A 20,070-nucleotide genomic window follows, 5' to 3' on the forward strand; every position below is an offset into this window, starting at 1 on the left:
AAAAAGCCATGAAAACACAAAAAGACACCAAAGGTGTCATGCGTCTCCATAGCTAAAAAAGCCCTAATTTATATTGCCGGGTTCTCCGGCTTGCTCCTTCTTTGTCGAAATTCAGCGACAAAGAAAATCAATAAATAACGTAATAAGACAATATTATTATAACTCGCTCGCTTCGTCAATTAAAAAGAGGGAAAACCTAAGCCTTTTGGCCCGGTTTCCCCTCATTTTTATTAGAACATGAATTCGTAATGCCCTTTTTCGGAGAGTATACAATCAAATGCCTCCACTGGCGCCGTTGTCGGCGGGGACACAGCGTCCGAAGCTTTGACGACCGTTAATCCATGCTTCACGGCAAGCGATTGAAGCAATGCACGCTCCGCATATTCAGCTTTGATTACAAACTCTTCGCGGATCAATTCAGCGTGTTCCAATACATACTGCTTCAAACGGAGATTAAATTCACCGAACGGTCCGTAAGAAAGAGAATAGCATTGTTCGAAGTGCTCGATGAAATCCAGGAATCCCCTACCGCTGTAGGTTTCGATAAATCCATGCCGGCTATGGGCAATAAATCCCGCTCGCAAATGAAGGTGATTGTACAGAGCCTTATCGATCTTTTGGCTGTCACGGGTATCCACAACCTTTTTGAATTTCTTGAAAATCTTCTCTTGCTCCGCTTCGTTCATGAGGCTAGACACTCCTCGCCTACATGCACGCTACCATTGGCCGAAGGCGAAGATTGCCCCTTGTTATACCGTGCGTCCCATAACGCCTTCTGCTCAATGGAAATCTTTGAAGCCTCTTCGAAATCGTAACGATCGAGAGCGCGGAGCTGCAGGTTGTGCAGTTCCTTGTCCCTGGCTCTAAGCTCAGGCGGAACAGGGCGGTAGCCCTGCGAAGCTGAATTTTCCATTCAAATTACCCCTTCCATAGTGAGTAGTGAAAAGGACGCTTTCGCGTCCCTTTCGTCATGCTGGTATGCCGCTTTCTTCCGTTTTCGGAATGTCGGTGGCAACCAGGTATGTCTTTCCGTCCCGATCGACAATAGATACCTGCAGGTTGTGGCAGCGCCACTCCAAGAGGTTCACATTAAGCGTTTCGTCCGCATACTTCACAATCGCGTCGTATACTTCGGGTTTCGACGAGTCGGAAAGATCACTCACTTTGTAAAGATTTTCAATCAACGCCAAATCAACCGGTTCCAGTTCAAGTTCGAGCGTGCGCACTTCCGATTCGCCATCCGCCGCAGCCGGCTCCTTGACGTCCTCTCTAAATTCCACGAGTTCGGCGTCAAGTTCATCGTCTGCACCTTCAACCTTGTCGCTCAGTTCTTCGCCCTCACCACCGGAATAAACCGAATCGATTGTTGCTTCCTGACCGGGTATGACGTCCTCCACATAGGTTGGACGGCAATTCCCTGTTCTGGAATTAAAATTGACGACATGCACGAGAATGTTATCAGAAGCGAAAAGCTCGTTCATGACGGTAGAAATCTGCAGTGCGGCATTCTCGTTTGAAATCATGCGTTGAGGCTGATACGGCTCGATGCCGCAGCTGTGAGAAGGCGGGATCGCATCCTTCGCATTGATGGGGTAAACCTCATCAAGCGGCGGGAGAATGACGCTCCCTTTCTTCTTCACGCCGACAACGACCTGTCCGGAATAACCGCTTTCGATATGCTCCTGTCTTTCCTCGTCCGTCCATTCATCCGGTTCCCTGTTGCCGCGGGGGAGGAAAACGCCCTCGATACCCGCGTCAATGTAAATCAGGTCGTCCGACTTTTGGAAGAAATCATTCATAATCTTGCGGGAAAAGTCATTATCGACCGCTCCGATCAAGACCTTCTGGAGATGCTTATCTCTCGTTTTCAGGTAATCTGTATGCGAGAAGAGGCTTTCCAGCTGCTCAACCGATTCGATGTACGTATCGGAGTATGAACCGATTTTTAATCCATAAGAGCCACCGTATCGTTTGGCCAACACATCGGCCTTTTTCTTTCCGATATCGGTACCGATAAAGGGCTGCCGAAGCAGATTCTTTTCTTCTACCGTGTCCGGATCGGCAAGCATGAGAAATGAGGAAACGCCGGAAAATGCGTTCATCATCTTTGCAATACGCTGGACGGCATAGCCACCATTTCCTCCGCAGCCGACCATCACGATGTAATAGAAAATACTAGATATCTTCGATTCACCGTAGGATTTCACAGGATCATTTTCGTGGTATCCGAGTATATTCACCATTTCATTTGCCCCCAATGTTTATTGTTCTTTGTATGATACGAACCCGTTCGTGCCATTCATTTGGATACGATATAGGATCAAGCACCTTAACCGTTCCCTCCGGATAGTTTCCTTCGACCATGACGCTAGGCTTGATGGGGATAAAACGGCCGGCTACGCCCGCACGGGTGCAAAGATCATACGTGATCTGATACACGCCTTGCTGCAGGCGGCCGACAACTCCATAAAGCATCGTACCTAACTCGTCATCATCATCCACGCTACTGAAGTATGCTCTCATTGTGTTATGATGGCGATAGGTAAGGGGTTGCGTCGGCATTACCCGCTACGGCCCCTTTTCCCCCGCCTCGCACCGTACGTGACCCTTTCGGAGTCATACGGCGCTCCATCATGGTATCACGGTGATTAAGTATCTAATTTCACCCTAAAGTCTAGAGTTTTCCTCCCGCTTGTTGCGCTCTTTTGTATTCAAAACCGACATACTTGATGGGTCTATTGGTAACGTTGGTGATCAGCGTCTTTTCCTCGGATAGCTTGAGTTTCAGGTTGCTATCGAGGTACTTACTGATTTTTCGCCTCCACTTTTCAGCCGATGCTTTGGATTTAGTGATGAGAACCCAATCATCAGCATATCGAACCAGGTAAACTGGTTTGAGGTTACTGCGCAGGTGAAGTGCGTCGAACTTCTTGTTCCGATCTTTGTAGGCTATTCTCGTCCGCATATTCTCCCATTCTCTAGTAACCCAGCTGTCCATCTTATGAAGATAGACATTGGCTAGAAGCGGGGATATGATTCCCCCTTGCGGGGGCCGAGATCATTCGTATGAAACTCATCCATGATGCCGGCTTTCAGCATATGTTTAAGGATCATCAAAATCCTACGGTCGCGGATTCCCATATTCCATAGTTTTCGGAGAAGAATGTTATGGTTCACGTTATCAAAGAATTTCGAGATGTCGCCTTCGACAATCCAGTGATATCCGCGTTCCACTACATTCATAACTCTCCTGAGAGCCATATGCGCGTCGCGCATGGGTCTGAAACCAAAGGAATGATCGAAAAATTGAGCCTCCAAAATTGGTTCGAGAACGGTACGCACGCATTCCTGAACAATGCGATCAATGACTGCCGGGATGCCTAAAGGCCGTTTCTCCGTTTTCCCTGGTTTGTCAATCAGGACGCGCCTGACCGGACGAGGGTTGTAATTGTGGAGAAGGTCTTTAACGCGGGACATGACGACCGGGAATTCCTTTTCAAGAACATCGGTTTGGATTACTTCGTTGTCTGTTCCCGGTGTGTTGCCTCCCTTGTTCGCTTTAACCTTGTGGATAGCGGTCAGTATGTTGACGTCTGATGCCACGATCTCCAACAGTCCCTTGAACCGAGGGGGTATCCCTCCGACCAAGGCTTGTCGTGTTGAACCAAAGAATGTATCTAACAGGCTCCTTAGTTCGCTTTCAGACTTGGGCAAGTCATATTGTTGAACCAATGGCATCACCTCCTTTTTTTCGGAGAGTGGTCTTTGAATTGGCTTTAGTCAGGTATGCCCAGCGGCTTCCATGACTTCTTAGATACTTATATCTCCTGTGGCGTCCATGACTATGCCCCTTCGCTCCGTGGGCATTACCCCACTTCAACGCTACTACGGGCTGCTGTCCTCTCGATTCACCGGTCATTTCCTACCGGTTAGGGTCATCGACCAGTAACAGTCTCTACCTTCGAGAGTTCCGTTGTTCCGCACGTCCAAGCCTTATGTCCCTGACTTAGCCCCTGCCTCTGTCCCGTCATCCAATCTTTTGCCCACGGTCGGCGGGCGAAGATCATCTATCCAAAATGGACAGATACAGATCGATAACCACACGACATTATCATCCGCGAATGATCTCCCAAAGGGAGTATGATGCTTCCTTGTTCGCATCATCGAAATTTACGAGACTTTCAAACGGCAGTTCCTGGTGAGTAGGCATATCAGGTTTATGGCCCCCCGCATACTTCGCTAACCGCTTCGCAGGTCTGCTTTTCTGCGCCTTTACCGGGCTTCATACGCTGTCATGGTACTATGACGGCGCATGCCGGAGCTTCAGGGATGGTTTACCGACCTATAAACCATAGCAGGAACTTCCCCTGCCAATTCGAACGTACAGTTAGAATTTCAAAACTATTACTCAGCCAGAGTAATGTTATTGGTATTCAGATAGGCAAGAATTGCATCAATATCTGTCTCGGATAGAGCATCAGCGATCGGATATCCCTCATACAACATCTCAAATTCGGTTACGTTCTCTTTGTTGGTTGTAATGTGAAAAAGTATCAGGTCGTTGTGTTTGCTTTCGAGTCAGATTTCTTTAACACCTTCATTAACCTCAATATCATAAACGCCATTAATAATCATTGAAACACGTCCTTTCCATCCCGTTCTAGGGATGATAGTTTCCCATAGATGGGATGAAAAGTGGTCGGCTGAGTAAAGAGAAATTCCCCTAGTTTTATTGCGCATTTCTACGCAGTTTGTCTAGGAACAACGCGCACCGAATGGATTTCCGCTACCTTGATATAGTGCAGCGGAACTTCGCTGTAACATGGATCGATCGATACCTTCGTAACATTTTGGAATGGCACATCCAGGACATACTGTTCTCCTTCGGTATCCCAGTAGAAAACGCCCATCACTTCGACTTCGTGCATGGCGTAGTCTGCAAAGAACGAAACCAATTGTGCAAATAGATCTTCCGGAATTTTCGGCAGGCTCATTTTGAAACCTTCGCGGCAAGGCTCCAATTCCTCTACCACTGGTGCCTTAGCGATAAATACGCCGATCGCGTTTTCACGTACTTCGTAGTATCCGTCGCGGGCGGCAAGGATGTTGATCGGCTCTTTTTTCTCAAAAAGATCCTTGGAGCGAAAAAAGAAGCCTTTCAGCCCTTGGCTGAATGAGACTCCCTTCTTTCCGCCGGTGACCATGGGGCAGATGATGTTTTTCTTCTCATCCCACTCCATTTTAGTCCGCTGCTTGGACAGCTCCGGAAAGTCTTTCTCCAAACGCTTACGAACGTCCTCGAGCTCGAGAGTGGCCAGCGATTCTTGATCGAAAAATTTGGTGATCAGGAATTTATGTCCCGCATAGCAGATATACGTAACATTATTGAATACTGGCTTCTTCTCTTCCTTCTTGGTTTCTATGCTTCCTGGGGTTACCGTCGTCTTCGAATCCGATTTGACGATTTCCGTATTGGCTGCCCCGCCGCCAAGCTCCGCTTTATCAGCTGCAGCTTCATCCGCTTCCGGATCATCGCTGAGTGCATCTCGGTCTTCGTCGGTCAGGTCATCCTCAATGGAGCCCCTGTCGTGGCCATGGAGCGAGTCTTCGCTGCCTTCCGTACCGCAAGCATCTCCCGGTTGCTCTTTCGGCTTTTGCTGAGCCCTGAGCCGATCGGACGCGAGATAAACGACTTTCTTTTCGTCTTTTCCTGTGTCGCACGTATCATCCAAGCAAGCATCGGATGCAGACGCGCCGGTCGCCGTAGAGGAAGAACCAGGATCCGGAGTTTCGCCGGCCTGGCCTGCTTGGTTTTGTGGTTCAGTCGGAGCGGAAAAGGATTCTTCGCCACCAAAGTAGGAAAACAGATCGTAGGACATTTAAAATACCTCCAGTTAATTTTTGTTTTTGAATTTCCACCTATTAAAAATTAGATCGATGTCGTCAGTTTGTTGACCCATTCCTGGAGCGTATAGCCTGTTGGTTTCAGGTATTCGTCTGGGAATTTCTTGCCCTTCAGCGATTCGATCAGTTCCCGGTATGTCTTCTTGCTGAGATTTGCACTGCTGTAATAGCAGTCCGAATTCGGCGAATTGAAGAATAGTTCCGGAAACGTGGAGAGCTGCGATACACGATCGATAACAGGAAGCTGCTGTCCACCCCAGCACACAGAGAAGTCACTTTCGACATTCGTGTAGGGATAGAAGTAGACCTTCGCGTCATCACCGGTTATCGCTTCGCTTTCGAGCGCAGCAACAAAGACGTCCATGATATGCAGTTTCTCATGTTGAATCTGCATTTTGAAAACCATGACGAGCCGTGGGAACGGAACATTTTTCAAGACCGCTTGATGGTAGAACGCTGTTCGCTTATGAGCCGGTATCTCCACGACGCAAAAGCGCTGCATCGGTCCTTCAAAATACATAATTGCGTTCTTCGGCAGGATGGGCGTCCGGACCACGTTATAATCCAGGGATTGAATGATGGCTCTCGCCACAACCTCATGTGAATATGCCCCGCTCCCCATGCTAACGCCATCCGAAAACTCTTCGATCAATGGCATGCCGTACTCCTGAATCGTAATGACCATCTTTGTTCCGGTTTCCTTTTCCATTTGTGCAGTCTGATTGTTCACGCTGCCACATCCCCTCTGTTAGTTTGAATTACCCGTTGATCAAGGAACGTATTCAGCATTTCGATCATCGTTTCGTAAGAGAATGCGTCATCCGGTCCAAGAACAAGGTTGAATTCCAGCAGCTCCAAGATCCGGGAGAATACTACATTGACGTGTTCATCCAGCGAGATGTCGACCACAATACCTAGACGATCATAGACCATTTTGGACAGCACGAGATTCCGCAGACCGTTAATGATCACTCGCTTGCGCTTGCGGATTTCTTCTCGGACTATCGTTCGAATTGCCACCAGTTGTTTGAGCATCGGCGCGTACAAACCCATTTCATTGGTCAGTGTGACGTGAAGGCAGTTGCCGGCCACCATGCCTTCCATTTCAAACTCACAGAAATAATCATCGCTGTGAGCCATCATGGTCATAAACTTGGAAACGTACTTCCCTTGTTCGGCATGATCGACAATCCGGAAAAATTCCCTTAGTTCAGGCATCGGAATCTGATAAGTATTTACCGATGATCCGTATTGATTCATACCTTCAAAGGTATGAGCAACCTCACCAAAAATCCGCTCCAGACACTCCCAAAAAACAGTGTATTGGCTGCCGAAATCATGGACGTAATAATTGATGGGCTCCGTCACCACATCACAACCCGCGTCAAACGCGATTTTGATGAGGTTCATCGCATCATACTTCGCCTGCATTTGACCAATTTGCTCTGCCCATAAATACGACTTGTGCAAATTACCTCCCACCCTTCTTAAAAGAATTCGACATTTTCTGTCTGCTTCTCCGGCACCGAATGCTTGATTGCGTAGATAACCTCGGTATTATGGAGATACTCGTGAATGGCGTTCCCTTCATTCGGGAACTCATCCGCATCAAGCTCGTATTCCGTATACTCGGCGTCTACGTAATTCATCGCGTGTTCGAGGGCCTGCTCTGCTTCCGACAAGGTGAACGAACTCCAGTCAACTTTCTCGCTGTTGCTGTTGTGATGGGCAGCTTCGATTGCACGAAATAGGCCTGGTGTGTAACCTTGTTGGTATCCTTCTGGTGCAGGCAAATTTGCCTTCAGACTATCCAGGTTGATACGCATGTTTCAAATGTCCTCCTTTTTTTGGGCATAAAAAAAACCGGGAACAAAAAAAGCATGCCGAAATAGGCATACTTTATGTTCTCCGGTTTCTACACCCTATTGCTTAATGACGGCCATTGACCGCTTCTACCCGTTCTTTGCCGAATTAACGACAGCAAAGAAAATAAAGGAAATTCGTAATGAAAATATTATAGCATACGAGTACGAGCGGATAAAGATATAAAAAGGCTGTGGGGCTTGTTTTGCGTAGTGATTCGTGGTATTTGCTTTACGTGAAAATAACCTTAATCACATTAATCCATTCCTCATGATCTAGCTGGATTCTATAATTATCTCTCCTTTTTTTGATTCAAAGATTGCAATAGTTTGTAAAAAGCTTGGATTTTGCTCGCAAAATAAATTATGGTGCGATCGTATGCTTAGCAGTTCTTCTAGTGGGCACGTTCCAAAATACTGGATCCAATTAGTTCGCTTTTTTAATTTAGGATGTTTTTTCATATGATTACAGTACTTTGCAAATGTTTCGAGAAGATCTAAATTATGTTTCCACGCATTAGCCCAGTGGACGGTGTTGCGATCGTTTATTGCTAAAAGGACAATTACCATAATGCTCCTCATAGAAACGGATCTATCAGGAAAATATCGGATAAGCCAAAATAATTTTAATTTATTACCCTTGTAAACTTCTAGATCTCTCATGGCAGAAATGATTCTTTCAAGAACGAAAAAATCCTTTCGTACATTATCAAATTTTTTTTCATCAGCATTTTCAACTAATTTACGTAACGTCTTTACATTAAGAACAGTTTTCATTTCGTCAAAGATAGAATCTTGTGAAGCTTTTTCATGTTCATCAATACCAATGACCTTATGTGCAATAGTTACTGCAGATAGTTCACCTGTACCTTTGATGTCTGCCCCTTCCCCCCATATCCTGTCTTTGGTATTTGGAGAAAGAACACTGAAGAGTACGTTAAAAGTAGTTATAACGTGATAAACATCTTCGTAAGGTAGGATGGAGCCTTTACGCTCGCTGTACTTAATCAGCATACGCTCAAACTTGAAAAAGCTTGTAACTCGGCTTTTAAGTAGTTTTTCTATAGTGCTGAATGGTCCACCTGTTATTACTTTCCGTAGGTTCTTCAATTCAACATTTCCACCACGTAGCCAAACATCTAGAAATAATTCATCGAGATTTCTTTTACTCACTTCAGAAGTTAATAATAATTTCAAGTTATCTTTTGTAGTTTCTGGATATACAGAAAGAGATCCGCTTACACCTTTTGGGTGAAGATGTTCAGGAGCAGGCAAGATGCCTTTTTTATGCCAGCGTTCTATTTGTGAATCTGATATTAAATACCCATTTTGTGCAGCAAATAATATTAAATCATCTCGCGTCATTTCCATCACCCCGCTATATTTTACTATAGCATCGGTACGCGAAATACACCAAGTTTGCGTTGTTGGAATTATACAATGAGGAAGCAAGAAACTTATTGTAACGGAGGTGATTGAAATGTCAAAGGTAGTTAGGGGTGTAATGGTTACAGTTAACATATTAATAGCTCTGAATAAGGTTTTGAATCAATTAGAGCTACTCAAGAAAATGGTTAAGAAGTAGTGGCTAAGACCATCGTAGAAAGGGACTAGCATATCATCCCTTTCTACAACTAGTAAAATAGTATTTCGCGCTTTACTCGATAAACTGAATTATTTATAAAATACTGCTATGGGAACAAAACCGCAGAAACTGAAAATGTTTATAATGTTTCCCCCGTCTGTCCTTGATGCTGTTTAGTTTATGAATATCCTCTGAAGATGCTGGGGCGTCCAACCTAGGAAGAGGTTTATTATCGGAGTCGATAAGATCTGTAACAATAGCTCGGCGTAGCTGCAGGCGGACTGCAGGATTGTCGGTCTTAACTGACTCCTCGATTTTTTGGTTGAGTTTAAAAAGTAGTCCCATGCGATATACTCCCTTTCGAATCATTTTTAACATGGAAGACGTTCAAGAACAGCAGTAAGGTATCGCGGAAGACGGCTGCTTGTATCTCAGACCTTGAGCGGGCATTGAACTTATTTTGTATACTTGTGATATGATTTTTTGCCATTTTTTTATGACATGCGAAGGGATTCTCCTAATTCACGGTTACTGGAGCCGCCCTGGATAGAAAGAAGTTGCAGAACCTCAAAGCACTCGTTTTGTTATGGAAAATCGCTCTTTAACCGTCATAAAAAAGATACTGATAAGAGGATGATCGATCAAATTTTTATTCATAAGTGGACTCCTTTCATATTTAAGGGCAAGTTTAAAGCGGAAAATTACGAAAGAATACGAACCACACCAAAACGGAAGTAAGTCCAATAAAGCCGGTTTCAACAATTGTTCCCTTCCATGTTCCGGTACTCATAAGATTAAGCTTCAGGCGCCACTCAAACGGCGGAAACGGCCGAATACCTCGATTGGTTACGGAGTCAGCCAACAGGTGAAGCAGGTACGAAAGACCGCCGGCAATCCAAATTGACGTATCATAATGATTAGTCGAGAAGAACAGAATCAAAATCCATCCAACTAATCCATAAAGCGTATGTGTCAAGCCTCGGTGCGGCAGCAGCGCACAAACGATTAACAGGCTGCCAGCAAGATAACTCCACGGTACAAGGGAATGACCGAAAGCGATCAGACCAGCGCCGATCAGAATCATTACGACGTTTCGAAGGGAGCGGGTTGGCATGAAGGAAACAAGCCCGACCAGCACAGCCAACAGGATATTCCACGGAGCAAACGCTTGACCAAGAAAGTAGAGCACAGCGCCAAGACCAACAAGTGCGATCTGAAACAACTGGATGAAGCGCTTCGGGATCGCGCGGGATACGAGTAGAGAATTCGGCTCGTCAATATCCGGAAGCAGGGCGCTAACAGCAGTCACGGCGGCGACCGGGAGCGAAATCTTGTAGTCTGCCATACCGAGAACGGAGAGTGTGACGCCAGTGCTTATAATCAGGTGGGATTTACCCATCATGTCGACCATTCCTTTCTATACGGGCAAGATATGAATCATGTCTTCCAGGGTACCGGAATACTTGCACTTCGGAAGACTCTTAATTACCATCTTTCCATAACGCTTCGTTCGAATCCGATTGTCCAGAATAATAACAGCTCCTTGGCAGTGAATAGAACGGTTGAGGCGGCCGAATCCTTGTTTCAATTTGATCATCATTTTAGGAAACATGAAGTCAAAAAAACTGCTCCGTTTAGCTTTCTCAATCAATTCGAGCTGCGCCTGGATAAGTGGTTCATTTGGCATCGGAAACGGCAGCTTTGGAATGACAAGTGTTGTAAGTGCATTGCCGGCTACATCTACCCCTGTCCAAAAGCTGGAGCAGCCGAACACGATCGTTCGTGAATCGGTTTTGAGTTGGTAAATGATCTTCTCCCGGTCACAACCAGAATACTGCGTAAGCAAGCTATAGCCGTAGTCGATACAATGCTGTTGGAATTTCTTGGCGACCTGGTTCATGGTATCGAAGCTTGTGAACAACACAAGCATTCGTCCGCCGGAATACATCAGAATTTCTTTAAGTGCTTCAATCGTATAAGGAATAAATTCTTGGCTGTCCGGATCCGGAGCATCTTCCGGACAGATAATCATTGTTTTATTCTCATAATCGAATGGGCTACCAACCATTACGCTATCGTAGTCCTTGACACCGACACGTCCGGCAAAGAATGAAAAGGTGCCGTTGGTTGATATGGTAGCGCTGGTCAGAATGACAGGCACTTTATCGAACAGTCCGAAAGAAAGAACGACCTTCGGGAATAACGGAGCTGCGTGAAGTGTGACCTTACCCCTTCCGCGGACAGTTACCCAATAGCCCCATGACTTCTTCTCTTTATCCCCAATGAAATCAAGATCATCGTTCCCCTCAAAAAGCCGATCCAGAAGATCCGATATACCTCGAATGTTCAAGCTTCTGACTCGTTCGATAAACTCTGTGAGTGCCTGGCAGACGTCACCTACATCGATCTTCTCATCCATAAGTTTGAAAGCATTGTTTTCCATGCTTCGCCCGACCTTCGTATATAGATCATCTAGCTTCTTTTCAATATTCTGCCGCATCTGTGTTAGATCAAGCTGGGTGCCGTGATCTAGTGCGCTGAAAGATTCTCTTTTAAACAGATATTCGAACAGCGTTTCGAAGCGGTTTATATCGACCTGCTTTTCAAATATGTTGCAGCATACATCCTCGATCTCATGAGCCTCATCGAAAATGACGGCTTCATAGGCTGGGAGTGACCCATTTCCAGTCTTCTTCCGCATGATCAGATCACTGAAGAAGTAAGCGTGATTGGTAACAATGATATGGGATTTCTGCATTTTCTCTTTCAGTTCTTCCAGAAGGCAGCTGTCGGGCTTCGTGATGGCTGGGCAGGAAGAAGCGGAGATTTTATTCCAAAGGCTATCCTCGACGTCAAAGCCAAGTCCGGTACGGTCTCCGATTCGCTCCTGGTTTACCTTTTTGAAAATCCTCTGAACAATCTTCGATTCCTCGTTAGCACCGCGAAGGGTTTCTTGCCAAAGCGCTTCAAGCTTCGTGTTGCAAACATAGTGCGATTTACCTTTGACGAGCTGGTAACGAAGGTTTTTCTTCTCCATTTTTAAGATCTGTTCTACGCGTGGCAGTTCTTCATTCACGATCTGTGTCATAAGCGGGATCGTATGCGTGCAAATCACGACCGTCTTATTGTTCGCAACTGCCCACTGGGCAGCCGGTATTAGGTAGCCTAAAGACTTACCGGTACCTGTACCCGCTTCGGCGAGTAAATGCCGTCCTTGTAAAAGAGCATTTCCAACCTTTGTAGATATGAGTATTTGAGGGGCCCGCGGACTATATCCCTTAACAAGCTTGGATAAATGACCGCCCTGCCCCAAGGCTCTGTTAATAAAGTCTTCCATGCGGCGTACCTCCTAACAGTCGTATATATATTAGTATACTAATATACAACAATAGTACAGTATTACTAGAATAAATCCAAACCCTTTGTTCACTTTTTCACTTTGTTGATTTTGGATAGGGACCTACGAATGCTGGAGCACTAAGAATAGCCATTAAATACACTATTATCTTCAATAATGGCTCCAAAGATAATTGTTGCAATGCTAGAAAAATAACAGGCAAAACTATTACTAAATACAAAGCCATTTTGATTAACCATTTTTTTCGGGACATAAATGAGTCTCCTTCACAACGTCGTATTCATCGAATTACTTGACACGCCGTATGTCGGAACCTTACGCTTTTCCGACTCAGCCAATACGGTATTCCATACCTTATAATGATCTTGCAAAGTACGGAGAAAAACTTTTATTTCAATTTCAAAGTCTTCCTTGTGTTCGATCGGCAAATCATCAAGAAGCAGCAATAATTTATCGAGGTGGTCGGGAGTTTGGCGAACGGCTTTTCTCGTTCTCTTTAATCGCTCTTCTAAAATTGATGGTGGTACGTACATTCAAATCCTCCCTTGTAGGAAAAATAAGAAGATCCTGGTTTATGCCTATGTATCTCATATGGGGGTTTAATGGCCTTTCGTTATATCTCGGATAATGAATTGTTCGATTAAATCGTCACTTGTAGGCTCGCCCCTGACGATTTTACTATTGATCTCAACCGATCTTTTGAAATTTGTTACTGGGCCACGCCTCAAAGCAGTATTATGTTTGTCCGCTAAATCATCAATACCTGATAATGTCATTTTTAAAAAATGAACGATACCCAGGGCAAGTTTGTTACCGAACAATTTTATCTTTTGATTTATACCTTTTCTCCTTTAGAATGCAGCAATCTGTAAGTCCTCCATATAATCGCTCACCTTCGAGTGTAATGTACGTTCCGCCCTCTCATACTGCCTACCTTTTATCAGATATTTTTGTGTCCATTGATTCTATCTTCATACTTCTCAGTAACTTTGCCGACGTTTACTTAAACGTACTTAATAATAGGAGAATTGTGCCGAAGAATTTTGTGTATTCAGCATCTCTTAACCCAGAAATGACATTTCTTTAAGTAGATTTGATTCTGTCTTCATATTTCGCGATAACATCAACGGGCGCTCTCTTTTTTATGTGGTTCGGGATATGCGAGAAGCAATAAATCATTTTCTCACGATTGAGAGACGGTATCAAGCCAAGAAAATCCCATTCATCCCGCGACAGCTGCTTTCCGCACCCTGAGAAAATACAGTTGTGACCGACCAAACCGCGAGACTGCGGTCCAGGATCGTTGCTGCCATCGCTTGGAGCGGATTCGAGCAAGTGACGGAGTGCGGGATTGCTACCCCAATCCTTCGCTTCCTTATAAAACGGAGCGAGATCCTTCCAACCGATTTGCCAAGTGTCCAGCGCTTCACGGACCGCCTCCGCATACGCCTTGTCAACTTTGTTGGATAGGGCTTTACCTTTGCCGTTTTGATCCGTCTCTATCTCTGAGAAGCCAACACCATCACGGTAATGCTCCCCGATTGTCACCCGAGCGACGACCTTCACAAAACCATGCGGAATGTTGATCTCAACTTCTTTGATTTCTCGACTCCACTGACTGCCTGTCGCGGCTTCGACGCGATCGGTATAAACCTGGTTAGGGATATACGCCCGTCCGTTGTCCCCCCGCTTCTGTACGGTACCAGGCGGGAACGGGGCCTTGATAAGCTCTATAGCTTTTGTATAATCAAATTGTTCCACGTGCAGGCTCCTCTCTTAGCTCAGATTCATTTTTCCGTATTTATCCATATAGGTTTCGAAACGGTTATAAACCTGCTGCGCACGTTTTACACGATCGGGCAGCTCGCGCATCAACCCTTTGAAATAATCCATTCCGGCATCCGAAATTCGATAAAATCGGTTGTAACGATTATCTCCCTCCCACTTCCGGGTCACGTGACCCTGCTCAGCGAGTGTTTTAAGACGTTGGCTAAGATAGCCGTCATTGACGCCTACTGATCCACCTAAGGCCAAGATGATACGTTGTTCGAGCTCCTTAGCGTAGAGTTGTCCGTCTTGCAGTTCCGATAATACGATAAAATCGATGACTTGTTGAACCTTAACGACGTAACCGAGCGATTCTTGCTTCTCAATCGGATTTTCATTGCGTGCCATGAGGCTTCACCCTTTCCCTTAACTTGTGGAATTTGTGGATCCGTCTATTTTGCGAAGCTGGCTAAATCGTGGCGTGTAGTAGTAAGGCTTGCCATCATCCTGCAGAACCTGAACCAGTGCTCGATCGATCTCACTGCGAGGCATATCGGTCTTGAAACTGTTATTAGGCGTCTCAGGCGGCAAGAATGGTCGATAATCGATTTGAGGCGGTATACGTACGATGAATGTACCGCGCCTCTCCTCACGAATTCCTCCGGGCTCGGACGGCCACATGACAGCATCACCTTTATCAAATCTCATCCTCTAGCCCACCCTTCTCTAAATTGTAATCAATCTCATTTTCGTGCTCCGAACGCGAATCAACAGGCATAGGCCAGTTAGCCAAGTTAATTTGACCAGAATAGACAGCACCCGCTTCAGTGATATAAACGTACTCCCGTGTCCATATGTGCTTATAGGCAAATCCAGGGGCCGCCTCGTGCATGAAGCGGTAGTTTCCGACCACTTCATCCCGCTCCGTGACGGTCAACCCAAGTGCAGTGACGGAAGCAAGCAGCGGCGCAAACTGCCGTTCATTTTCTTGAATATTCGCATTAACCAATCATTCAACCTCCATTCATCCAAACATGTATTCCCCTATATTTCCATTATATCATAAACACGCTTGCAATCAATATACTTGTAAACACACATGTCAGGCCATTCCGTCGCTACTTTTCTTATTTTCTTATCTATCTCCTTTTCGCGGGGTCTTCTACTCTTCTGTATCTAGAATTGTACCTAGTTGCAAACCACTAATCTGCTACCTATATTCCGTTTTATCCTTTGGCTTTTTTCTTTTCTAGTTGCAGCTATCATCCCTGCAACTAGATCCGTACTTAGAAACAGGTTCCGCCCGTCGGGGGGGCCGCCGCGCGCTTCGCGCAAAACCAAAACCCGGTTGAAAGGGAGATGACTTAACCAACAGTCGAAGTCAACACAAACGATATTCGAAGCGCATCAAGAGTGGAAGATCTGCGCCGGTGCCGAAGATCACAGGGTCAGGGACGGCTGCAGGTAGTAAAAGCGGACCTCGAGAGAGGATCGGGGAAGCAGGAAAGACCTATGGAAGTATCAGGAGCAGGGATGGCATAAGTAAAAGGGAACGGCAGACGAACGGGGGGAAAAGGTGAGCGGAGAAAGAGCAATGTGGCAGACAGCGGATGCCAGGCCACGCAGTCCCGTGCTGGGGCGCTTCGCTTACGTGGAAACAAGTATATTGTTTACAAATATGTAGGATGACAATTGAGACTCTCAATGTTACAAACTTGTGGTATCTTGGCCATTTTTCAATCCCCTTTTGTCTTGAATATTTCGGTGTGGCAGAGCCACTTGGTTAATGAGTGAGAGCCACGTTGTTAATAAAATAGAGCCACCCTCGCGGACGGGAGAGCCACCGCGAATAGGTGACCCTCGTTGGCGATTCTAGAATTAAATCAACTGCGCCTTCCGCTTTCTCATGGAATCTTCTCCGTCGATGAGCATGTGATAGGAATTATGAACGATACGGTCCAGGATGGCGTCCGCCATTGTGTGTTCTCCGATTTTATCATGCCATCCTTCGGGGAAGAAGGCAATAAAAAACATGTTACAGCGCCGGCACGATCTGATTGTAAACGGGATTCGCAAAACCATTGTAATTCGTCGGTGTGAAATCACCTAGCCAACGTTAAAAAGAGAACAAGATAGAACGCGGCCCCTCTATAGGGGCTTCTTTATTAGGAGAGCTATTATGGCAAGCATAAAAAAGGACGGAGATACGTGATACCATTGATATCTGTATGTTATTTTCAATTTCAATTTTATTGTACGATGCTTTAACTTTATTTTCGTCTAATACTTTTTTCATCCAACAGTATGTTCTATAAATCACTCGCAGGCAACACCATCGCCGTCCCGATCTAACTTTTTAGAGTAACCAGGATCACCTCGATGGAGCGGAGCTTTATCGGCTTCGCGTACAGCTGTACAATTCGCATAATAGACATCCTGTTCTACAGTTACTTTTAGATCGTCTGTTGGTTGTGCTGTAGAAGTCGGTGTTGCTGGTTGACTCAAAAAAAGATTTTTCGGTTTCTCAACTATAAACAGCACCTTTTCTCCGTCCTCATACGCCGAAAGCTGATGCCCAACCCAACTGCCAGACCCGCGATTGTCACTCGATTCAACGTAAGCTACACTAGCACCTTTACCGCCTTCCTCACACATTGCCATCGGCCATTCGTCCCGATCGTAACCGTCACGGGTAGCTATTCCAGCTAATGATTCTTTGCGATTTTCATCAGCTCCGCTACGGTCTATCGTACAGACATCAGCGTAGCCTTGTTCGATGGCACCAAGGATATGTAAGGCGGTTTCAGGATAATCATCGCTTGGAAAGATGAGTTCGTAGTCGTATTCGTCGTGTTCAGTCTGAATTGAGACTGATTGTGAAGGAGAGGATGCAACAGCTTTCTGTGAAATAGAAGGGTCTGAAACCACCATCGTTTCTTGCGGTGATGTTGCGGTACCGCTACAAGCGGAAACGAACATTACAATTAAAGCCAAACATAGTAAACGAGTAATTTTCAATTAAAACTCTCCGATCATATTTTTTCCTCTCATTTTATTTTCAAAGAGCATCCATGTAAAGGGGAGACATGCAAAGCCCCCTATTGGTTTCGTTTTAGACTAACAGTTTAGCGGAGAAAAGGGCTGCCACGCGGCAGCCCTTCGATGCTCAACTATCGTGCCCGTTAGTGGAGTCCTACAACTTTTTCTTCAACAAGAGCTCATCATCCTGATGATAGTTGCATTGTTCATAGGTTTTAATCGCAGCATTGTTTCTTCTTCCTGTTAGTACTTTAACACTTTTCACTCCGCGTTTTTTTAAGTTTTCTTCCAAATAAAATATTAATGAAGTGGCAATGCCCTTTCTTCGAGCAGCTTCCGCAACATACAATTCGGTAATCTCTCCTTGAAGTCCGTTATAACAGAATGATCGAAAACTCTGAGCGCAACCAAAACCAACGACTTTGCCACCTATTTCTGCTACAGCAATCAATTCAGCGCTGTCATTTAGGCTCTCAATTATGTCCGCAGAAGGCCTTTGGTCACCTCCGTTAAACTCTTGATTAAGCCTTGAAAGTTGATTTGCATCACTTGGGCTCGCCAGTCTTATCCTTGCATCCAATATCATTCACCCACCTGACTAAATCATAGATTACTGGTGTAAAACTCATCAAAAATCACATTGGCAGCCACCAAAATGGAACACCCCAACCGCTTCGATTTATCTATTTTAGATTATTCTCTAACACGTATCCGTTATTCCACGTACCAACGAGTAAATGTCGGTTATCGTTACTAAATTCGGCAAAACAAGCATAAGGAATGTTCTCAACCAATATGGTTGTTAAATCGTCATACCTTAAGATGAAAAGTTTGCTACTATAAGTAACAACGATAAACTTACTATCGTTTGAAAGATGGAAGTATCTCAAGTATCCAATCTCGTCGTCAAGATAATCATTAGTAACAATATGTTTTTTCTTCAAGACTTTTTTAAAATCTGAGTCCATTAAGATTATTTCATAATCTTGTACTAAAATAAAAACTTGATAAGTGGAGTCAAAAATTACGGAATCCCAATACCAAATTTCTGAATTGCTAAGAACCTCACTAGAATCTTTATTTATGGGTTCTTTAACTTTTACAATTTTATGTACTCTGTAATCTGTTTCGTCTACATAACTCAACGTAAATAAATGTGAATTTTCAGATTGTATAAACTGATTATAAAAAATCATGGTTGGGCAACCGGTTGAAGGGTATGAGTCTTCAAAATCTGTGAGTATTTTATGTTCCTTTGTGTGAATATCAATTAATGCGATTTGTCGACCGTAACTGGTGTGGAGAACATCGAGTATCGAGTTGTCTTGGGTAAAATTAACATCACCCTCAATTAATTTAAAGGATTTATTGGATTGAAATGTTCTTACCAATGAAAAGTCGACTGTATCGTAAACGCAAATGGTACCGACAGTATTTTTAATTAATAAATATTCATTGTTTTTAGAGAACCTTAAGTTGCTTGGATTATTAGGTTTATCTAGCTCAATAATTTTTTCCCACGAAGTAAAATCATAAACAATTGTCTTTCTACCCATATTATGACACAAAAAACGGTTATCACTAGACAACCTTATACTGTACGAAGTTTTTAGTTTTTTTATTAGATTCATTTGAAACATGTTTTATCTCCTTAACAGCGCAATTGTGAAATACACTACATAACATTTTGGATATTTATGATTATAACTATACTGCCCGTTAGCCATCCATGCCGCTCACGCGACACCACAGATTATGGAAGTATTGCGTTCTTCGATGGGAGCTTAACTCCGCCTCCAGGATGGCCACGCAGTGCAACTCTGCTGCCAGCCCGTATCTCTGTCCGGATTTCTTCCTTACTCCCAGGCCGCAGGCAAAGTAGTCCGATTTAAAAAAGGATCGCTGAAATTCCATAAGCCTGTAAGCAAAATTTCCGATTCAAGCGTTTTTGTTCTTGAGAACTTGATAAAGCTTTGCTTTAGATACTCCGGTCTGCTCGGTTATTTCTTTTATGGTATATTTCCGACTGTCATACAGAAGCAACGCCATTTCAACTTTGCTCTTATCCAATGGCGGTCTTCCTCCTTTTCTACCTCGAGCCCGAGCGGCTTGTAAGCCGGCCTGGGTTCTTTCTCGAATTGTCTCTGCCTCCATTTCAGCTAAACCAGCCATAATAGCGAAAAAAAGCTTGCCCGCCGGTGTGCTAGTATCTACTCCCAGAGTGATGATCTGCAGACTGATTCCTCTTTCTTTAAGATCATGCGAAAGCTCGATTAACTGCTTTGTCGTCCGACCAAGTCGATCCAATTTCCAGATGACTAATGTATCCCCGGAACGCAAGTACTCCAAGCAGCGAGCTAACTCTGGTCGATCACTTTTCTTTCCGGAGACCTTTTCCTCGAAAATACGATCACATCCGGAAGACTTCAAAGAATCGATTTGTAAATCCATGGACTGATCGGAAGTCGAAACACGTGCATAGCCAATTTTATCCATTTCCCAATCCCCTATTGTCTATTAAACCTTCGATTAGCATATTTAATACACATTGAATA

General features: G+C 44.6%; 23 protein-coding genes and 2 pseudogenes. All 25 read right to left on the reverse strand.

Annotation, left to right across the window (positions count from 1 at the left end; genetic code table 11):
- Positions 1–230: 230 nt before the first annotated feature.
- The 25 genes and pseudogenes from L1N85_RS19695 to L1N85_RS19810 all read right to left on the reverse strand — a co-directional run bounded on the left by L1N85_RS19695 (position 231) and on the right by L1N85_RS19810 (position 20,011).
- The gene (locus L1N85_RS19695; protein ID WP_235240760.1) at positions 231–686 is read right to left on the reverse strand and encodes a hypothetical protein; all 456 of its coding nucleotides are present in this window, start codon (positions 684–686) and stop codon (positions 231–233) included.
- Positions 683–913: a hypothetical protein gene (locus tag L1N85_RS19700; RefSeq protein WP_235240761.1), complete on the reverse strand. Its 231-nt coding sequence runs from the start codon at positions 911–913 to the stop codon at positions 683–685. The genes L1N85_RS19695 and L1N85_RS19700 overlap by 4 nt, the downstream gene beginning before the upstream one ends.
- Before the next feature lie 55 nt (positions 914–968).
- Entirely contained in the window at positions 969–2,243 is a 1,275-nt protein-coding gene (locus L1N85_RS19705) for a ThiF family adenylyltransferase (protein WP_235240762.1), read from the reverse strand.
- A gap of 1 nt (position 2,244) precedes the next feature.
- Positions 2,245–2,562 carry a hypothetical protein gene (locus tag L1N85_RS19710; RefSeq protein WP_235240763.1) on the reverse strand — a complete coding sequence of 106 codons (318 nt, stop codon included), beginning with the start codon at positions 2,560–2,562 and terminating at the stop codon, positions 2,245–2,247.
- 112 nt (positions 2,563–2,674) lie between these two features.
- A complete protein-coding gene (locus L1N85_RS27305) occupies positions 2,675–2,998 on the reverse strand; it encodes a reverse transcriptase domain-containing protein (protein WP_268818377.1) in 324 nt (107 codons plus the stop codon).
- 20 nt (positions 2,999–3,018) lie between these two features.
- Positions 3,019–3,732, reverse strand: coding sequence for a reverse transcriptase domain-containing protein (locus tag L1N85_RS27310; protein WP_268818378.1), 714 nt, complete (start codon positions 3,730–3,732; stop codon positions 3,019–3,021).
- Positions 3,733–4,742: 1,010 nt separating this feature from the next.
- Positions 4,743–5,879, reverse strand: coding sequence for a hypothetical protein (locus tag L1N85_RS19720; protein ID WP_235240764.1), 1,137 nt, complete (start codon positions 5,877–5,879; stop codon positions 4,743–4,745).
- 50 nt (positions 5,880–5,929) lie between these two features.
- The gene (locus L1N85_RS19725) at positions 5,930–6,634 is read right to left on the reverse strand and encodes a hypothetical protein (RefSeq protein ID WP_235240765.1); all 705 of its coding nucleotides are present in this window, start codon (positions 6,632–6,634) and stop codon (positions 5,930–5,932) included.
- The gene (locus L1N85_RS19730) at positions 6,631–7,374 is read right to left on the reverse strand and encodes a hypothetical protein (RefSeq protein WP_235240766.1); all 744 of its coding nucleotides are present in this window, start codon (positions 7,372–7,374) and stop codon (positions 6,631–6,633) included. The genes L1N85_RS19725 and L1N85_RS19730 overlap by 4 nt, the downstream gene beginning before the upstream one ends.
- Positions 7,375–7,391: 17 nt before the next feature.
- Positions 7,392–7,730: a hypothetical protein gene (locus L1N85_RS19735; RefSeq protein WP_235240767.1), complete on the reverse strand. Its 339-nt coding sequence runs from the start codon at positions 7,728–7,730 to the stop codon at positions 7,392–7,394.
- Positions 7,731–8,042: 312 nt separating this feature from the next.
- Positions 8,043–9,131 carry a hypothetical protein gene (locus L1N85_RS19740; RefSeq protein WP_235240768.1) on the reverse strand — a complete coding sequence of 363 codons (1,089 nt, stop codon included), beginning with the start codon at positions 9,129–9,131 and terminating at the stop codon, positions 8,043–8,045.
- Positions 9,132–10,039: 908 nt separating this feature from the next.
- Positions 10,040–10,753, reverse strand: a complete 714-nt coding sequence (locus L1N85_RS19745; RefSeq protein ID WP_235240769.1) for a metal-dependent hydrolase — start codon at positions 10,751–10,753, stop codon at positions 10,040–10,042.
- A gap of 15 nt (positions 10,754–10,768) precedes the next feature.
- Positions 10,769–12,688: an ATP-dependent DNA helicase gene (locus tag L1N85_RS19750; protein ID WP_235240770.1), complete on the reverse strand. Its 1,920-nt coding sequence runs from the start codon at positions 12,686–12,688 to the stop codon at positions 10,769–10,771.
- Positions 12,689–12,785: 97 nt separating this feature from the next.
- Complete coding sequence (locus L1N85_RS19755; protein WP_235240771.1) at positions 12,786–12,962, reverse strand: hypothetical protein; 177 nt, start codon at positions 12,960–12,962, stop codon at positions 12,786–12,788.
- A gap of 13 nt (positions 12,963–12,975) precedes the next feature.
- The gene (locus tag L1N85_RS19760; protein WP_235240772.1) at positions 12,976–13,242 is read right to left on the reverse strand and encodes a hypothetical protein; all 267 of its coding nucleotides are present in this window, start codon (positions 13,240–13,242) and stop codon (positions 12,976–12,978) included.
- Positions 13,243–13,792: 550 nt separating this feature from the next.
- Positions 13,793–14,470, reverse strand: coding sequence for an RAD52 family DNA repair protein (locus tag L1N85_RS19765; RefSeq protein WP_235240773.1), 678 nt, complete (start codon positions 14,468–14,470; stop codon positions 13,793–13,795).
- A 15-nt stretch (positions 14,471–14,485) separates the two neighbouring features.
- Positions 14,486–14,884: a PadR family transcriptional regulator gene (locus tag L1N85_RS19770; protein ID WP_235240774.1), complete on the reverse strand. Its 399-nt coding sequence runs from the start codon at positions 14,882–14,884 to the stop codon at positions 14,486–14,488.
- A gap of 18 nt (positions 14,885–14,902) precedes the next feature.
- The gene (locus tag L1N85_RS19775; protein WP_235240775.1) at positions 14,903–15,184 is read right to left on the reverse strand and encodes a hypothetical protein; all 282 of its coding nucleotides are present in this window, start codon (positions 15,182–15,184) and stop codon (positions 14,903–14,905) included.
- Complete coding sequence (locus L1N85_RS19780; protein ID WP_235240776.1) at positions 15,174–15,485, reverse strand: hypothetical protein; 312 nt, start codon at positions 15,483–15,485, stop codon at positions 15,174–15,176. Before L1N85_RS19780 ends, L1N85_RS19775 begins: the two co-directional genes overlap by 11 nt.
- Positions 15,486–16,354: 869 nt before the next feature.
- Positions 16,355–16,489, reverse strand: a pseudogene (locus L1N85_RS19785) (ATP-binding protein); the annotation flags it as partial.
- A 303-nt stretch (positions 16,490–16,792) separates the two neighbouring features.
- Entirely contained in the window at positions 16,793–17,017 is a 225-nt protein-coding gene (locus L1N85_RS19790) for an excalibur calcium-binding domain-containing protein (protein WP_235240784.1), read from the reverse strand.
- Positions 17,000–17,455: pseudogene (locus tag L1N85_RS19795) on the reverse strand (NucA/NucB deoxyribonuclease domain-containing protein); the annotation flags it as partial. The gene L1N85_RS19790 and the pseudogene L1N85_RS19795, both read right to left, overlap by 18 nt.
- Before the next feature lie 214 nt (positions 17,456–17,669).
- Complete coding sequence (locus L1N85_RS19800) at positions 17,670–18,101, reverse strand: GNAT family N-acetyltransferase (protein ID WP_328285248.1); 432 nt, start codon at positions 18,099–18,101, stop codon at positions 17,670–17,672.
- A 97-nt stretch (positions 18,102–18,198) separates the two neighbouring features.
- A complete protein-coding gene (locus L1N85_RS19805) occupies positions 18,199–19,155 on the reverse strand; it encodes a WD40 repeat domain-containing protein (protein ID WP_235240778.1) in 957 nt (318 codons plus the stop codon).
- A gap of 298 nt (positions 19,156–19,453) precedes the next feature.
- Positions 19,454–20,011, reverse strand: coding sequence for a recombinase family protein (locus tag L1N85_RS19810; RefSeq protein WP_235240779.1), 558 nt, complete (start codon positions 20,009–20,011; stop codon positions 19,454–19,456).
- Positions 20,012–20,070: the final 59 nt, after the last annotated feature.

Source organism: Paenibacillus alkaliterrae, from assembly GCF_021532375.1.
Classification (GTDB): domain Bacteria; phylum Bacillota; class Bacilli; order Paenibacillales; family Paenibacillaceae; genus Pristimantibacillus; species Pristimantibacillus alkaliterrae.

Coding starts and splice junctions, on each gene's coding strand:
- L1N85_RS19695 (WP_235240760.1), bottom strand. CDS start 686: ATGAACGAAGCGGAGCAAGAGAAGATTTTCAAGAAATTCAAAAAGGTT.
- L1N85_RS19700 (WP_235240761.1), bottom strand. CDS start 913: ATGGAAAATTCAGCTTCGCAGGGCTACCGCCCTGTTCCGCCTGAGCTT.
- L1N85_RS19705 (WP_235240762.1), bottom strand. CDS start 2,243: ATGGTGAATATACTCGGATACCACGAAAATGATCCTGTGAAATCCTAC.
- L1N85_RS19710 (WP_235240763.1), bottom strand. CDS start 2,562: ATGCCGACGCAACCCCTTACCTATCGCCATCATAACACAATGAGAGCA.
- L1N85_RS27305 (WP_268818377.1), bottom strand. CDS start 2,998: ATGGACAGCTGGGTTACTAGAGAATGGGAGAATATGCGGACGAGAATA.
- L1N85_RS19720 (WP_235240764.1), bottom strand. CDS start 5,879: ATGTCCTACGATCTGTTTTCCTACTTTGGTGGCGAAGAATCCTTTTCC.
- L1N85_RS19735 (WP_235240767.1), bottom strand. CDS start 7,730: ATGCGTATCAACCTGGATAGTCTGAAGGCAAATTTGCCTGCACCAGAA.
- L1N85_RS19740 (WP_235240768.1), bottom strand. CDS start 9,131: ATGACGCGAGATGATTTAATATTATTTGCTGCACAAAATGGGTATTTA.
- L1N85_RS19745 (WP_235240769.1), bottom strand. CDS start 10,753: ATGATGGGTAAATCCCACCTGATTATAAGCACTGGCGTCACACTCTCC.
- L1N85_RS19750 (WP_235240770.1), bottom strand. CDS start 12,688: ATGGAAGACTTTATTAACAGAGCCTTGGGGCAGGGCGGTCATTTATCC.
- L1N85_RS19755 (WP_235240771.1), bottom strand. CDS start 12,962: ATGTCCCGAAAAAAATGGTTAATCAAAATGGCTTTGTATTTAGTAATA.
- L1N85_RS19760 (WP_235240772.1), bottom strand. CDS start 13,242: ATGTACGTACCACCATCAATTTTAGAAGAGCGATTAAAGAGAACGAGA.
- L1N85_RS19770 (WP_235240774.1), bottom strand. CDS start 14,884: ATGGCACGCAATGAAAATCCGATTGAGAAGCAAGAATCGCTCGGTTAC.
- L1N85_RS19775 (WP_235240775.1), bottom strand. CDS start 15,184: ATGAGATTTGATAAAGGTGATGCTGTCATGTGGCCGTCCGAGCCCGGA.
- L1N85_RS19800 (WP_328285248.1), bottom strand. CDS start 18,101: ATGATATTGGATGCAAGGATAAGACTGGCGAGCCCAAGTGATGCAAAT.
- L1N85_RS19805 (WP_235240778.1), bottom strand. CDS start 19,155: ATGTTTCAAATGAATCTAATAAAAAAACTAAAAACTTCGTACAGTATA.
- L1N85_RS19810 (WP_235240779.1), bottom strand. CDS start 20,011: ATGGATAAAATTGGCTATGCACGTGTTTCGACTTCCGATCAGTCCATG.